Below are 13,407 nucleotides of genomic sequence, written 5' to 3'. Positions count from 1 at the left end.
CGTGGCGGCGGCGGGAGGGTGGGGGGAGCGCGACCATTAGAAGGTAGAGGGGAAAAACCGAAGGTTCGTTCCCATTTACCGTTCCCTTTCCCAGGGGGTTCGCGACAGGATGTCCGCGTACCGGATGACGAGGGGGCAATGGCGTTGAAGGCATACAGGCCGATGGCCGCCGTGGCGGCTTCCGCCGCGGCCGCCCTGATGGCGGCCGGATGCAGCGGGAGCTCCGGCGGGGACGAACCCAAGCCGATGAGCGCGAAGCGCCTGGACCAGGCGTCCCTCGGGGCGAAAGAGGTCAGCGGCTACCAGATCGAGCGGGCCTCGGCGAAGAGCGCCGCGGGCGCGGGCGGCGCCGAGGCGGACCGGTCCGAGTGCCAGCCGCTCGCGGCGCTGCTCGGCTCCTCCCCGGACCCCAAGCCGGTCCGGTCGGTGGTCAACACCTTCGCCCGCACCGGCGACGGCAAGGACTACGAGGGCTTGCAGGGCATGGTCCGGGTGGCCGCGTACAAGGGCGGCGGCGCGAAGGGCACGCTGGCCGATCTGCGCAAGGCCGCGGAGAGCTGCGCGAGCGGCTTCGGGATGAAGACGGGTGAGGGCGAGGAGCAGAAGTTCAGCGCCGTGCAGCAGCTCGCGTCGCCGAAGCTGGGCGACGAGTCCGCCGCGTACCGGCTGGTGAACACCTCCGAGAAGGCGCCGAGCCTGGTCGCCGTGGTGCGCACGGGCTCCACCCTGTCGATGTTCTTCGTCACGAGCCTGACCGAACCGCAGCGCGTCGAAATGCCGCAGGACCTGCTGAAGGCGCAGGTCGAGAAGGTGCGGAAGGCGGAGAAGGGGCACGCCACGGCCCCCAGCAGCAGTGACGTCGAGCACGGCGACGCGGGAGAGGCCGGGGACTCGCAGGACAGCTGAGCCGGGGCCCGTCGGCGGGGGCTGCTCGGTGGGAACCGCTCGGCGGGGGCGCGGGGTTTTCCCGGCGCGCCCCCGGCCGGGGTCAGCGGCCGGCGGCCGCCGCGGCCGACGCCTGGGCGGCCCCGCGGGCGAGGATGCGCTGGAAGACGTACGTCGCCACATCGCGCCCCGCGTTCAGCGCCTCGGTGTCCGAGGACGGCACGGACGTCCCGTTCGTATAGCCGGAGACCGTGAAGTATGCGTAGCGGCCCTCGGAGTTGGTGGTCAGCCGACACGCCTTGCCCCGGCAGAACTTCGGCGCCTCGCCGCCCGCGAGCGAGGCGATGTTGCCCTTGGCCTGCTCCTTGGCCTTGTCCGCCGCGGCCTTCGTGTCGAAGACCGCGACGCCCGCGGTGACCGCGACGCCGCCCTTGACGTAGGTGACGCGGATGACCTCGCGGCAGCCGTTGCCGGTGAGTACGGACCCGAGCGCGCCCTGGGTGGCCGCGGCGCAGTTCGCGGTGGAGTCGGTGGCGGCCTTGGCGTACGTGCTGCTGCCCTTGGCGATCTTCTTGCCGGGGAAGAGGGTGTCCGCGGAGAGCGGCGCGGTGTCCTTCTTGGCGCTGGCGATGAAGTCGCGCGGGTCCGGCGGGGGCGGCGGCGCGACGTCGGAGAAGGTCGGCTCGGGCGAGCCGGACGTGCTCGGCAGGTCCTGCGGCGAGGGCAGGCCGTTCGCGGACGTGCCGTGGTGCGAGCTGGCGACCGCGGTCGCCACGATCGCCGCGATGGCGGCCGTCGCGAGCGCGCCGCCGCCGAGGAGGAACCACTTGCGGCGGCGGCCGCGCGCCGCGGTGTCGTCGGCGAGCGCCGCCCAGTCCGGCGTCGGCCCCTGCCCCGGCAGGTCCGCGGGCTGGTTCGGCTGCCCCGGATACGGGGGCTGCCCCTGGTACTGCCCCTGGTAGGGCGGCTGCCCCTGGTGGTGCGGCTGACCGGGCGGCCCGCCCTGCTGCCGCGGTGGCTGAGATCCCCCCGGGGCCTCGTACGGCCCTCCCTGCCCAAAGCTCATGGCGCGCATCTTATGGGAGGGCCGCTCCTATGGGGCGTCGCCGGAGCGGACCCCGCGCGGACGGGCCCGGCGCGCACCGCGCCGGCCGCGCCCCCGGCACGGAAAAGCGGTTGGTCGCGGCCCCGGTCAGCAGAGAGAATTCGGGACCATGGGACACGTGGAAGCGGGACATCTGGAGTACTACCTTCCGGACGGGCGGGTGTTGCTCGGCGATGTCTCGTTCCGGGTCGGCGAAGGCGCCGCGGTCGCGCTGGTCGGGGCCAACGGCGCGGGCAAGACGACGCTGCTGCGGCTGATCGCCGGGGAGCTCCAGCCGCACGGCGGCACCGTCACCGTCAGCGGCGGGCTCGGCGTGATGCCCCAGTTCGTCGGCGCCGTACGGGACGAGCGGACCGTGCGCGACCTGCTGGTCTCCGTCGCCCAGCCGCGCATCCGCGAGGCCGCGGAGGCCGTCGACCGCGCCGAGCACGCGATCATGACCAGCGACGACGAAGCCGCCCAGATGGCGTACGCGCAGGCGCTCTCCGACTGGGCCGAGGCGCGCGGGTACGAGGCCGAGACCGTCTGGGACATGTGCACCATGGCCGCCCTCGGCGTCCCCTACGAGCGGGCCCAGTGGCGCGAGGTGCGCACCCTCTCCGGCGGCGAGCAGAAGCGGCTCGTCCTGGAGTCGCTGCTGCGCGGCACGGACGAGGTGCTGCTGCTCGACGAGCCCGACAACTACCTCGACGTGCCCGGCAAGCGGTGGCTGGAGGAGCGGCTGCGCGAGACGAAGAAGACCGTGCTCTTCGTCTCCCACGACCGCGAGCTGCTCGCCCGCTCCGCCGAGAAGATCATCAGCGTCGAGCCGGGCCCGGCGGGCAGCGACGTATGGGTGCACGGCGGCGGCTTCGGCTCGTACCACGAGGCCCGCAAGGAGCGGTTCGCGCGCTTCGAGGAGCTGCGCCGGCGCTGGGACGAGAAGCACGCCCAGCTCAAGAAGCTGGTGCTCAGCCTGCGGCAGGCGGCCTCGATCAGCCATGAGCTGGCCTCCCGCTACGCCGCCGCGCAGACCCGGCTGCGGAAGTTCGAGGAGGCCGGCCCGCCGCCGGAGCCGCCGCGCGAGCAGGACATCACGATGCGCCTCAAGGGCGGGCGTACCGGCGTACGCGCCGTGACCTGCAAGAACCTTGAGCTGACCGGCCTGATGAAACCGTTCGACCTGGAGGTCTTCTACGGGGAGCGGGTCGCGGTGCTGGGGTCGAACGGCTCCGGGAAGTCGCACTTCCTGCGGCTGCTCGCCGGCGACGACGTCGCCCACACCGGGGAGTGGAAGCTCGGCGCGCGCGTCGTCGCCGGGCACTTCGCGCAGACGCACGCCCACCCCGAGCTGGAGGGGCGCACGCTGCTGGACATCCTGTGGACCGAGCACGCCAGGGACAGGGGCCAGGCGATGTCCGCGCTGCGCCGCTACGAGCTGGAGAAACAGGGCGAGCAGCGGTTCGAGCGGCTCTCCGGCGGGCAGCAGGCCCGCTTCCAGATCCTGCTCCTGGAGCTGTCCGGCACGACCGCCCTGCTGCTGGACGAGCCCACGGACAACCTGGACCTGGAGAGCGCGGAGGCGTTGCAGGAGGGGCTGGAGGCGTACGACGGCACGGTGCTGGCGGTCACCCACGACCGCTGGTTCGCCCGCTCCTTCGACCGCTATCTGGTCTTCGGGTCGGACGGGCTGGTGCGGGAGGCGCCGGAGCCGGTCTGGGACGAGAGCAGGGTCGCGCGCAAGCGCTGAACGCTCCGGCGGGGGCCCGGCCGGCGTCAGGTCCCTCGCCGCTCCGGCCCCGGGCGGCGGCGGAGGCTGGCCCTCGGCGGCGCCCGGGTCGTACGGTGGGGTGCTGGGCGCTCACCGGTGCGGTTTTGACCCGTGCGGGGGCGGCCCGGTATTCTGCTATTTCGTTATGCGTATTGGCTTGGTCGTTCTCACGCGAGGGGCCCTTACGCCGGTCCACCGGGCCGATGACCAGCGGCCGGCTCTCGGGTTGCGTCCCCGCAGCGCCGCATAGGCTGTCGTGATCGTCCGGGTGGTCCAGTACAGGACCCGTCTCCTCGGTCCTCGCGGACTCGGGGAGATCCCATCACTGAAGAAGCGAAGGCTACGACCGTGCGTACGTTCAGCCCCAAGCCCGGCGATGTCCAGCGCCAGTGGCACATCATTGACGCGCAGGACGTTGTCCTGGGCCGTCTGGCCACCCAGGCCGCGTCCCTCCTCAGGGGCAAGCACAAGCCGGTGTACGCGCCGCACGTTGACACTGGTGACTTCGTCATCATCATCAACGCCGACAAGGTGCACCTGTCCGGCAACAAGCGGACCCAGAAGATGGCCTACCGCCACTCCGGTTTCCCGGGTGGTCTGCGGTCCGTCCGCTACGACGAGCTGCTGGAGAAGAACCCCGAGAAGGCCGTCGAGAAGGCCATCAAGGGCATGATCCCCAAGAACACCCTCGGCCGTCAGATGCTGTCGAAGCTGAAGGTCTACGCGGGCGCCGAGCACCCGCACGCGGCCCAGCAGCCGGTTCCGTTCGAGATCACCCAGGTTCAGCAGGGCTAGTCCCGGCCACCGCCGACCAGCAGAAAGTATCTGAGGAGAATCGTGGCTGAGACCACCGCCGAGACGCCCGTCGAGGAGATCACCGAGGACTTCGAGGGCAACGCGACCTTCGAGTCCGAGGAGACCGAGTACACGAGCGAGTCTCTCGCGTCCCGCTTCGGCGACCCGCAGCCGGCCGCCGGCCTGGGCCGTCGCAAGAACGCCATCGCCCGCGTCCGCATCGTGCCGGGCACCGGCCAGTGGAAGATCAACGGCCGCACCCTTGAGGGCTACTTCCCCAACAAGGTGCACCAGCAGGAAGTCAACGAGCCCTTCAAGGTGCTTGAGCTCGACGACCGCTACGACGTCGTCGCCCGCATCTCCGGCGGCGGCGTGTCCGGCCAGGCCGGCGCCCTGCGCCTGGGCGTGGCCCGCGCGCTGAACGAGGCGGACGTGGACAACAACCGCGCCACGCTGAAGAAGGCCGGCTTCCTGAGCCGCGACGACCGCGCGGTCGAGCGCAAGAAGGCCGGTCTGAAGAAGGCCCGTAAGGCCCCGCAGTACAGCAAGCGCTAATCACGCGGCTCACGCTGCTCCCGCCTGCGCCCCGGCGGCACTTTCCGTGCCGCCGGGGCGTTCGGCTATCGGCGGCCGGCGGCGTATACCTGGTCTTCGGGCCCCGGTCATGGGCCCGACACTTTCGCGCGCCATGCGCAGCACGCCTTTTTCCCAGGGGGCCGGCCCCGGCGCCCCCACGCAATCTCGGAGGACACCAGTGGGACGACTCTTCGGTACGGACGGTGTGCGCGGTGTCGCCAACGCCGACCTGACGGCGGAGCTGGCGCTCGGCCTGTCGGTCGCCGCGGCGCACGTACTCGCCGAAGCGGGCACGTTCGAGGGACACCGCCCGGTGGCGGTGGTCGGGCGCGATCCGCGAGCGTCCGGGGAGTTCCTGGAGGCCGCCGTGGTGGCGGGTCTGGCCAGCGCGGGCGTGGACGTGCTGCGGGTCGGCGTGCTGCCGACGCCCGCCGTCGCCTATCTGACCGGCTCGCTCGGCGCGGACCTCGGCGTGATGCTCTCCGCCAGCCACAACGCGATGCCCGACAACGGCATCAAGTTCTTCGCCCGCGGCGGCCACAAGCTCGCCGACGAGCTGGAGGACCGCATCGAGAACACGTACCACTCGCACGCCTCCGGCGAGCCCTGGCAGCGGCCCACCGGCGCGGGCGTCGGCCGGGTGCGCGTGTACGACGAGGGCTTCGACAACTACGTCGCCCACCTCATCGGCGTGCTCCCCAACCGCCTCGACGGCCTCAAGGTCGTCATCGACGGCGCGCACGGCGCGGCCGCGCGGGTCTCCCCGGAGGCGTTCGCGCGGGCGGGCGCCGAGGTCGTCACCATCGGCACCGACCCCGACGGCCTCAACATCAACCACGAGTGCGGCTCCACGCACCTCGCCAAGCTGCGCGAGGCCGTCGTCGAGCACGGCGCGGACCTCGGCGTGGCGCACGACGGCGACGCGGACCGCTGCCTGGCCGTGGACGGCGCGGGCGAGGAGGTGGACGGCGACCAGATCCTCGCCGTCCTCGCCCTCGCCATGCGCGAGGCGGGCACGCTGCGCGAGAACACCGTGGTCGGCACCGTGATGTCCAACCTCGGCTTCAAGCTGGCCATGGAGCGCGAGGGCGTCCAGCTCGTCGAGACGGCGGTCGGCGACCGGTACGTGCTGGAGGAGATGAAGCGGCACGGCTACGCGCTGGGCGGCGAGCAGTCCGGGCACGTCATCGTCCTCGACCACGCCACGACGGGCGACGGCACGCTGACCGGGCTGATGCTGGCCGCGCGGGTGTCCGCCACCGGCCGTACGCTCGCCGACCTCGCTGGCGTCATGGAGCGGCTGCCGCAGGTCCTCGTCAACGTGCGCGACGTCGACAAGACGCGGGTGACGACCTCGCCCGAGCTGGCCACCGCGGTCGGCGACGCGGAGCGCGAACTCGGCGCCACGGGCCGGGTGCTGCTGCGCCCCTCCGGCACGGAGCCGCTGGTGCGGGTGATGGTGGAGGCCGCGGACATCGAGCAGGCGCGGACCGTCGCGAGCCGGCTCGCGGACGTGGTGAAGTCGGCGCTGGGCTAGGCGCGGCGGTCGGGGTCGCGGTCGGTCGGGCTCAGGCTCGGGGGCCGCGAGCGGTGCCGCGGTCGCGGTCGGGCTCAGCCTCGGGCGGCGCGGCGCTCGCGCTCTTTCGCCCAGAAGAACTTCTGGGCGAGGAGCGTGAGCGTGCCGGCGAGGACGATGCCCGCGAGGTTCAGCAGCAGCTGCTGGACCGAGCCGCGCATCTGCGAGAAGTCGCCGTAGCCGAGCGCGACAGCGGCATTGGCGGCGGCCGGCACGGTTGTCACCGAGATCGCGACGCCCACCAGCGCCCCGGACTTCGCGGACGTCAGCGAGAGCACCCCGGCGACCCCGGCCAGGAACGCGACGACGAACGAGAACAGGTCCGGCTGCCAGATGAAGGCCGTGTTCGGGCGCGCCCCCTCGACCTGGCTCTGGTGGAACAGCCCCGCCGCGTCCATGAAGAGGCTGAACCCGGTCGTCAGCACCAGCGCCGCCGCGAACCCCGCGACCAGCGCGATCAGCGAGCGCCACGCCAGGCGCGGGGCCCGCTGCACCAGCGCCGTGCAGACCCCGGCCAGCGGCCCGAACTCCGGGCCGACCGCCATCGCCCCGACGATCAGGATCGCGTTGTCGAGGACCACACCGCAGGCCGCGATCATCGTCGCCACCGTCAGGAACACCAGATAGGTGACCGACAGGGTGGACTCCTCGTGCGTGGCCTCCTCCAGGTGCTCCCACACCACGGCGTCCGCGCCCTCGCCCGGCGCCTCCCGCTCGGCGCGGTCCGCCCGCCGCGAGAGCGTCAGCTCGATCTCCTCGACCGCGATCGAGCCGCACTCCGGGATGCCGATGGAGCGCAGCTCCTGGAGCAGCCCGTCCGCCGCCTCCCGCGCGATGTCGCACAGCACGACGTCGCCCTCGGGGCTGCGGGCCGCGCCGGCCAGCACGGCCAGGTGCGCGGTGCCGACCGTACGCTCGACGATCCGCACCACCTCCGCGGTGCGGTGGGCCGGAATCATCATCCTCAAGTGCAGCACTGCCGGGCTCCCGGACGGGTCGAGAAGGCGGGGGTCGACGAATGGGGTGTCGGGGGTGTGTCGGGGGTGAGAGGCGGGGTCAGAGCTTGCGCAGGGACAGCCGCCGCACCTTGTGGTCGGGGCCCTTGCGCAGGATCAGGCTGGCCCGGCCGCGGGTGGGGGCCACATTCTCCAGCAGATTGGGCTTGTTGATGGTCCGCCAGTTCCGGCGCGCGTAGTCCAGCGCCTCCTCCTCGCCGACCTGCGTGTACTTGCGGAAGTACGAGGAGGGGTCCTGGAAGGCGGTGGCCCGCAGCTTGCGGAAGCGGGCGTAGTACCACTCCTCGATGTCCTCGGGCCGCGCGTCCACGTACACGCTGAAGTCGAAGAAGTCGGCGAGGCCGACGCGGGTGCGGCCGTCCTTGCCGGGCAGCGCCGGCTGCAGCACGTTGAGGCCCTCGATGATGAGGATGTCCGGGCGGCGCACGGTCAGCCGCTCGCCCGGCACGATGTCGTAGATGAGGTGGGAGTAGACCGGCGCGGTCACCTCGTCCATTCCCGCCTTCACATCCGCCACGAAGCGGGTCAGGGCGCGCCGGTCGTACGACTCCGGGAACCCCTTCCGCGACATCAGGCCCCGCCGGTGCAGTTCGGCGTTGGGCAGCAGGAAGCCGTCGGTGGTGACCAGCTCCACGCGAGGGTGCTCGGGCCAGCGCGCCAGCAGCTCCCGCAGCAGGCGGGCGGTGGTGGACTTGCCGACCGCGACGCTGCCCGCCACCCCTATGACGAAGGGGGTGCCGGACTGCGCGCCGTGGCCGTTCCCGGCCTCGCCGAGGAAGGTGTTCAGCGTGCCGCGCAGCTGGCTGGTCGCCCCGACGTAGAGGTTGAGGAGCCGGGAGAGCGGCAGGTAGACGTCCCGTACGTCGTCGAGGTCGATGACGTCGCCGAGCCCGCGCAGCCGCTCGACCTCTTCGGCCGTGAGCGGCAGCGGGGTGTTCTCGCGCAGGGCGCTCCACTGGGCGCGGGTGAGGTCCACGTACGGGGTGGCGTGGTGGGCGCGGAGGTGCGAGTGACTCTGAGAGGGCGGCACGGGCCCATTGTGCGCGGGGGGCGCGGGCGGCTTTCGGGTGGGTGCGGGCCGGCTGGGGGTGGGGGCTGCCTTTGCCTTCGGGTGGGTGCGGGCTGGCTGGGGGTGGGGGCTGCTTTCGCCTTCGGGTGGGCGCGTGCTGGCTTCGGGCGGGTGCCTTTTCGGGCGTCGCCGAAAATGATTCGGCAGACATTCGGTCCGCTTGTGTACATGTCGTGTACGTGCTCTGTACGTACCGCTGGGTCACCGTTACGTTCCAGTCTCCCGACCCGTACGACCTGGGGATTGCGTGTCTGTTCTGGATCTTGTTCTACGTCGCGGGGCCCGGTCGTCGGCAGGGCGTGACGACTTCGCGCACCGCGTCTGCGGCGAGCTGAGCGCGGAGCTGCCGGACGAGGACCTCGGCGAGGACCTCTCCGACGCGCTCGAACGCTACGAACTGGGCTCCAAGCCGCGCTGCGAAGAAGTCGAATACCTCGACCTCGTGCAGGACGCGATAGACCGGGTGGCGCGCGGTCACTGAACCGGCGGAGCCGCACGGGGGCGGGCTGGCCGTACGCTGCCTGCATGTGCGGAATCGTGGGATATGTGGGAGGGCAGCCCGCCCTCGACGTCGTCATCTCCGGGCTGAAGAGGCTCGAATACCGGGGCTACGACTCCGCCGGGGTCACCGTCCTCGCGGACGGCCAGCTCGCGGCGGCGAAGAAGTCCGGCAAGCTCGCCAACCTGGAGAAGGAGCTGGCGGCCCGGCCGCTGCCGTCCGGCTCCACCGCCATCGGGCACACCCGCTGGGCCACGCACGGCGCGCCGACGGACGCCAACGCCCATCCGCACCTCGACAATTCGGGGCGCGTCGCCGTCGTCCACAACGGCATCATCGAGAACTTCGCCGCCCTGCGCGAGGAATTGGCCGGGCGCGGCCACGCGCTCGCCTCGGACACGGACACCGAGGTGGTGGCCTATCTGCTGGCCGAGGAGTTCTCCGCCGGCGGCGACCTCGCCGACGCCATGCGGTGCGTGTGCCGGCGGCTGGAGGGCGCGTTCACGCTGGTCGCGGTGCACGCCGACGAGCCGGACGTGGTGGTCGGCGCGCGCCGCAACTCGCCTCTGGTGGTGGGGATCGGGGCCGGCGAGTCCTTCCTCGCCTCCGACGTCGCCGCCTTCATCGCGCACACCCGCGAGGCCGTCGAACTGGGCCAGGACCAGGTGGTCGAGCTGCGCCGCGAGCAGGTCACGGTCACCGACTTCGACGGCGTGCCCGCGGACGTACGGGCGTACCACGTGGACTGGGACGCGTCGGCCGCCGAGAAGGGCGGCTACGACTACTTCATGCTCAAGGAGATCGCCGAGCAGCCGAAGGCGGTCGCCGACACCCTGCTGGGGCGGATCGACGCCAACGGCTCGCTCACCCTGGACGAGGTGCGCATGCCGGGGTCCGTGCTGCGCGAGGCCGACAAGGTGGTGATCGTCGCCTGCGGGACCGCCTTCCACGCGGGGATGATCGCCAAGTACGCGATCGAGCACTGGACGCGGATGCCGTGCGAGGTGGAACTGGCCAGCGAATTCCGCTACCGGGACCCCATCCTGGACCCGCGGACCCTGGTCATCGCCATCTCGCAGTCCGGGGAGACCATGGACACGCTGATGGCGCTGCGGCACGCGCGCGAGCAGGGGGCCAAGGTCCTGGCCATCTGCAACACCAACGGCTCGACGATCCCGCGCGAGTCCGACGCCGTGCTCTACACGCACGCGGGGCCGGAGGTGGCCGTCGCCTCCACCAAGGCGTTCCTGACGCAGCTCGTGGCCTGCTACCTCGTCGCGCTCTACCTCGGGCAGGTGCGCGGCACCAAGTGGGGCGACGAGATCGGCTCCGTCATCCGGGAGCTGTCCGCGATCGCCACCCAGGTGGACGACGTGCTCGGCACCATGGAGCCCGTACGGGAACTGGCGCGGTCCGTGGCCGCTGCCGGCAAGAACACGGTGCTCTTCCTGGGGCGCCATGTGGGGTACCCGGTGGCGCTCGAAGGCGCGCTGAAGCTCAAGGAGCTGGCGTACATGCACGCCGAGGGGTTCGCGGCGGGCGAGCTCAAGCACGGGCCGATCGCGCTGATCGAGGACGATCTGCCGGTCGTCGTCGTGGTGCCGTCGCCGCGCGGGCGGTCCGTGCTCCACGACAAGATCGTCTCGAACATCCAGGAGATCCGGGCGCGCGGCGCCCGTACGATCGTGATCGCCGAGCGGGGCGACGCGGCCGTGGCCCCCTACGCGGACCACCTCATCGAGATCCCCGCCACCCCGACGCTGCTCCAGCCGCTGGTCGCCACCGTGCCTTTGCAGGTCTTCGCGTGCGAGCTGGCGACGGCGCGCGGCAACGAGGTGGACCAGCCGCGGAACCTGGCGAAGTCGGTGACCGTCGAATGATCATCGGGGTCGGCATCGACGTCGCGGAGATCGACCGCTTCGACGCGGCGCTGCGCCGCACGCCGGGGCTGGCGGCGCGGCTCTTCGTGGACCGGGAGCTGCTGCTGCCGAGCGGGGAGCGGCGGGGGCCGGCGTCGCTCGCGGCGCGCTTCGCGGCCAAGGAGGCTCTGGCGAAGGCGCTGGGGGCGCCGGCGGGGCTGCTGTGGACGGATGCCGAGGTGGTGACGGAGGCGAGCGGGCGGCCGGTGCTGTCGGTGCGGGGGACGGTGGCGGCTCGGGCTGCGGAGTTGGGGGTGCGGGGGTGGCATGTGTCGCTGAGCCACGATGCCGGGGTCGCTTCCGCTGTGGTGATCGCTGAGGGGTGACGGGGGGCGGCCGGGCCGCCGGGTCGCGTAGCGGCGGCTTGGGGCTGGTGCCGGGTGCCGGTCGTGGGGCCGGTGGTGAGCGGGTGCGGGTCGGTGGTGGGTGCGGGGGCGGGGGCTCCGGGGCAGGGGTCCGGGACCGCATATTTACGGGCCGGCCAGCGTGTTGCCAAGGCTGGCCCCTCCCGTAAGCCGACCCGCAAATACACGTCAGCGTCCCGAACCCCTACCCCTGCGCCCCCGCCCCCTCCCGTCCGCGCCCCGCGGCTGGGGCCCGCCCCGCTCTTGGGGCGGGTGGGGGAGGTGGGGGCCGCGGCCGGGGCCCGCGCCGGGGGGACCCGCAGCTGGTGCGGGGGTGGGGCTCGTCCCGCTCTTGGGGTGGGTGGGGGAGGTGGGGGTGATCGTGGCCTGGTTCTGGGGGCTGTCCCCGCGTTGAGTGTGGGTGGGGCGATGGGTGGCCGCTGCCTGGTTCTGGGGCTGTCCCCGCGTTGAGGGGCTCCCCCTGTACCCGTCCGTAGGGTGCCTTCCGTGCCTGTCCGTGGGGAGGACTGGGCATCTCCCCGTCCCTGGGGCGGTCGTGGTTTGGTGGGTTCGCGTCGTGGGGGTGGGAGCCGGGCATACCGTGGGTGTGAGGGGAGCGGTGATCCTATGACGACAGGGTTGGCCGACAACGTCAGGAAGTACCGGCGCGTGGCTGGGCTGAGCCAAGAGGCGTTGGCCCATGAGGCGGAGCTCTCGCCGGCCGTCGTGCGCAAGGTCGAGCAGGGCGGGGACGTCCGCGTGGAGACCCTGCACGCACTGGCCCGGGCCCTCGGCGTGACGACGTCGGCCTTGTTCGCGACGGAGGCCCCGCTGCCGGTCACCGGCGACGAGGCGAACCTGCGTCACCTCGTGGAACTGCGGAAGGCGCTGATGCCTCCGGTGGGCATCGCCGCGACGTTCTCCGATCACGGGGAGGCCGGGGAACTCGCCGTCCTGCGGCGGGAGGTCAAGGACGGGCACGCGCTTTACTACGCCGACCGCTATACCTCCGTGGCGAAGAAGCTGCCCGGACTGCTGCGGGCCACGGAGGCGACCGTGGCGGCGTCGGACGGCGAGGAGCGGCGGGACGCCGTGGTTGTGCGGGCCCAGGCGCTGCTGCTGGCGGGCAAGTATCTGACGCAGGTCCGGCAGTACGACATGGCGTATCACGCGCTCGCCGAGGGAATCCGGCTCGCCCGAGAGGCGGAGCAGAGGCTCACCGCTGCCACCGGGGTGGTCGGCATGTGCTGGCTGCTGCTGCGGCAGGACCGCTTCGACGAGAGCGAGCAGTTGGCCGCCGTTACGGCTGCGGACATGGAGCCGCGCATCTCGGATGCCGCCCCCGGACAGTTGGCCGTTTGGGGGGAGCTGTCTCTGCGGGTCGCCGCCGCGGCCGTTCGCAACAATCGGCCCGATGTGGTCCGGGAGGCCCGCCGGATGGCGGGCGCGGCCGCGAGCGCCCTGGACGCGGAGCAGCAGGACTTCCCGTCCCACTGGGGGTCGTTCGGTCCCGTCACGGCGGAGCTGAAAGCCGTCGAGGATCTGTCGGTCACGGGCGACGCGCGAGGGGTGCTGCGGCGCGCGGACGACGGCCTGCTGAGCGGGAAGGCCGTGCGCAACTACGGCAAGCCGACCGCCACCAGCTGGGACCGGCACCGCCTGGACGTGGCCAAGGCCCATGTGGCCCTCGGGTCCCACCAGGACGCCATGGCGGAACTGGACCAGCTCCGGCGCTCCTCGGGCGAGTGGCTGAAGCACCAGGCCATGGCCCGTTACATCGTGAGCGACATTCTCAGGTCGCGTAAGCGGACGCTGACTCAGGACATAAGGGAAATGGCTGCTCATCTGGGTGTGACCGAGTAGCCGCCGTTGG

Annotated in this window: 12 protein-coding genes; 9 read left to right on the top strand and 3 right to left on the bottom strand. The window is 72.1% G+C overall.

Annotated elements, in window-relative coordinates; all coding sequences use genetic code 11:
- Window positions 1-138 precede the first annotated feature (138 nt).
- Window positions 139-906, top strand: a complete 768-nt coding sequence (locus AB0I49_RS05805; protein ID WP_363225582.1) for a hypothetical protein — start codon at window positions 139-141, stop codon at window positions 904-906.
- A gap of 82 nt (window positions 907-988) precedes the next feature.
- On the opposite strand, the gene AB0I49_RS05800 is transcribed toward AB0I49_RS05805, so the two are convergent.
- Window positions 989-1,951 (bottom strand): hypothetical protein, encoded by a 963-nt coding sequence (locus AB0I49_RS05800; protein ID WP_363225581.1) that lies wholly within the window; start codon window positions 1,949-1,951, stop codon window positions 989-991.
- A gap of 148 nt (window positions 1,952-2,099) precedes the next feature.
- Here AB0I49_RS05800 and AB0I49_RS05795 point away from each other — a divergent pair, with 148 nt between their 5' ends.
- From AB0I49_RS05795 to glmM, 4 genes are all read left to right on the top strand, one after another.
- Window positions 2,100-3,719 (top strand): ATP-binding cassette domain-containing protein, encoded by a 1,620-nt coding sequence (locus tag AB0I49_RS05795; protein ID WP_363225580.1) that lies wholly within the window; start codon window positions 2,100-2,102, stop codon window positions 3,717-3,719.
- Between the two features lie 369 nt (window positions 3,720-4,088).
- Window positions 4,089-4,535 (top strand): 50S ribosomal protein L13, encoded by a 447-nt coding sequence (rplM, locus tag AB0I49_RS05790; RefSeq protein ID WP_363131890.1) that lies wholly within the window; start codon window positions 4,089-4,091, stop codon window positions 4,533-4,535.
- A gap of 42 nt (window positions 4,536-4,577) precedes the next feature.
- A complete protein-coding gene (rpsI, locus tag AB0I49_RS05785) occupies window positions 4,578-5,090 on the top strand; it encodes a 30S ribosomal protein S9 (protein ID WP_363225579.1) in 513 nt (170 codons plus the stop codon).
- 199 nt (window positions 5,091-5,289) lie between these two features.
- The gene (gene glmM / locus AB0I49_RS05780; RefSeq protein WP_363225578.1) at window positions 5,290-6,648 is read left to right on the top strand and encodes a phosphoglucosamine mutase; all 1,359 of its coding nucleotides are present in this window, start codon (window positions 5,290-5,292) and stop codon (window positions 6,646-6,648) included.
- Window positions 6,649-6,722: 74 nt separating this feature from the next.
- On the opposite strand, the gene AB0I49_RS05775 is transcribed toward glmM, so the two are convergent.
- Window positions 6,723-7,664, bottom strand: a complete 942-nt coding sequence (locus tag AB0I49_RS05775; protein WP_363225577.1) for a DUF389 domain-containing protein — start codon at window positions 7,662-7,664, stop codon at window positions 6,723-6,725.
- Window positions 7,665-7,743: 79 nt separating this feature from the next.
- Window positions 7,744-8,733, bottom strand: coding sequence for a type I pantothenate kinase (coaA, locus tag AB0I49_RS05770; RefSeq protein ID WP_363225576.1), 990 nt, complete (start codon window positions 8,731-8,733; stop codon window positions 7,744-7,746).
- Between the two features lie 286 nt (window positions 8,734-9,019).
- Between coaA and AB0I49_RS05765 the strand changes: the two genes are divergently transcribed.
- From AB0I49_RS05765 to AB0I49_RS05750, 4 genes are all read left to right on the top strand, one after another.
- Complete coding sequence (locus tag AB0I49_RS05765) at window positions 9,020-9,253, top strand: hypothetical protein (RefSeq protein ID WP_363225575.1); 234 nt, start codon at window positions 9,020-9,022, stop codon at window positions 9,251-9,253.
- Window positions 9,254-9,297: 44 nt separating this feature from the next.
- Window positions 9,298-11,151, top strand: coding sequence for a glutamine--fructose-6-phosphate transaminase (isomerizing) (gene glmS / locus AB0I49_RS05760; RefSeq protein WP_363225574.1), 1,854 nt, complete (start codon window positions 9,298-9,300; stop codon window positions 11,149-11,151).
- Window positions 11,148-11,516 carry a holo-ACP synthase gene (locus AB0I49_RS05755; RefSeq protein WP_363225573.1) on the top strand — a complete coding sequence of 123 codons (369 nt, stop codon included), beginning with the start codon at window positions 11,148-11,150 and terminating at the stop codon, window positions 11,514-11,516. The genes glmS and AB0I49_RS05755 overlap by 4 nt, the downstream gene beginning before the upstream one ends.
- Window positions 11,517-12,161: 645 nt before the next feature.
- Window positions 12,162-13,397, top strand: coding sequence for a helix-turn-helix transcriptional regulator (locus tag AB0I49_RS05750; protein ID WP_363225572.1), 1,236 nt, complete (start codon window positions 12,162-12,164; stop codon window positions 13,395-13,397).
- Window positions 13,398-13,407: the final 10 nt, after the last annotated feature.

The organism is Streptomyces sp. NPDC050617 (assembly GCF_040654795.1).
GTDB lineage: Bacteria > Actinomycetota > Actinomycetes > Streptomycetales > Streptomycetaceae > Streptomyces.
This window is presented reverse-complemented; position numbering and strand designations above follow the sequence as displayed.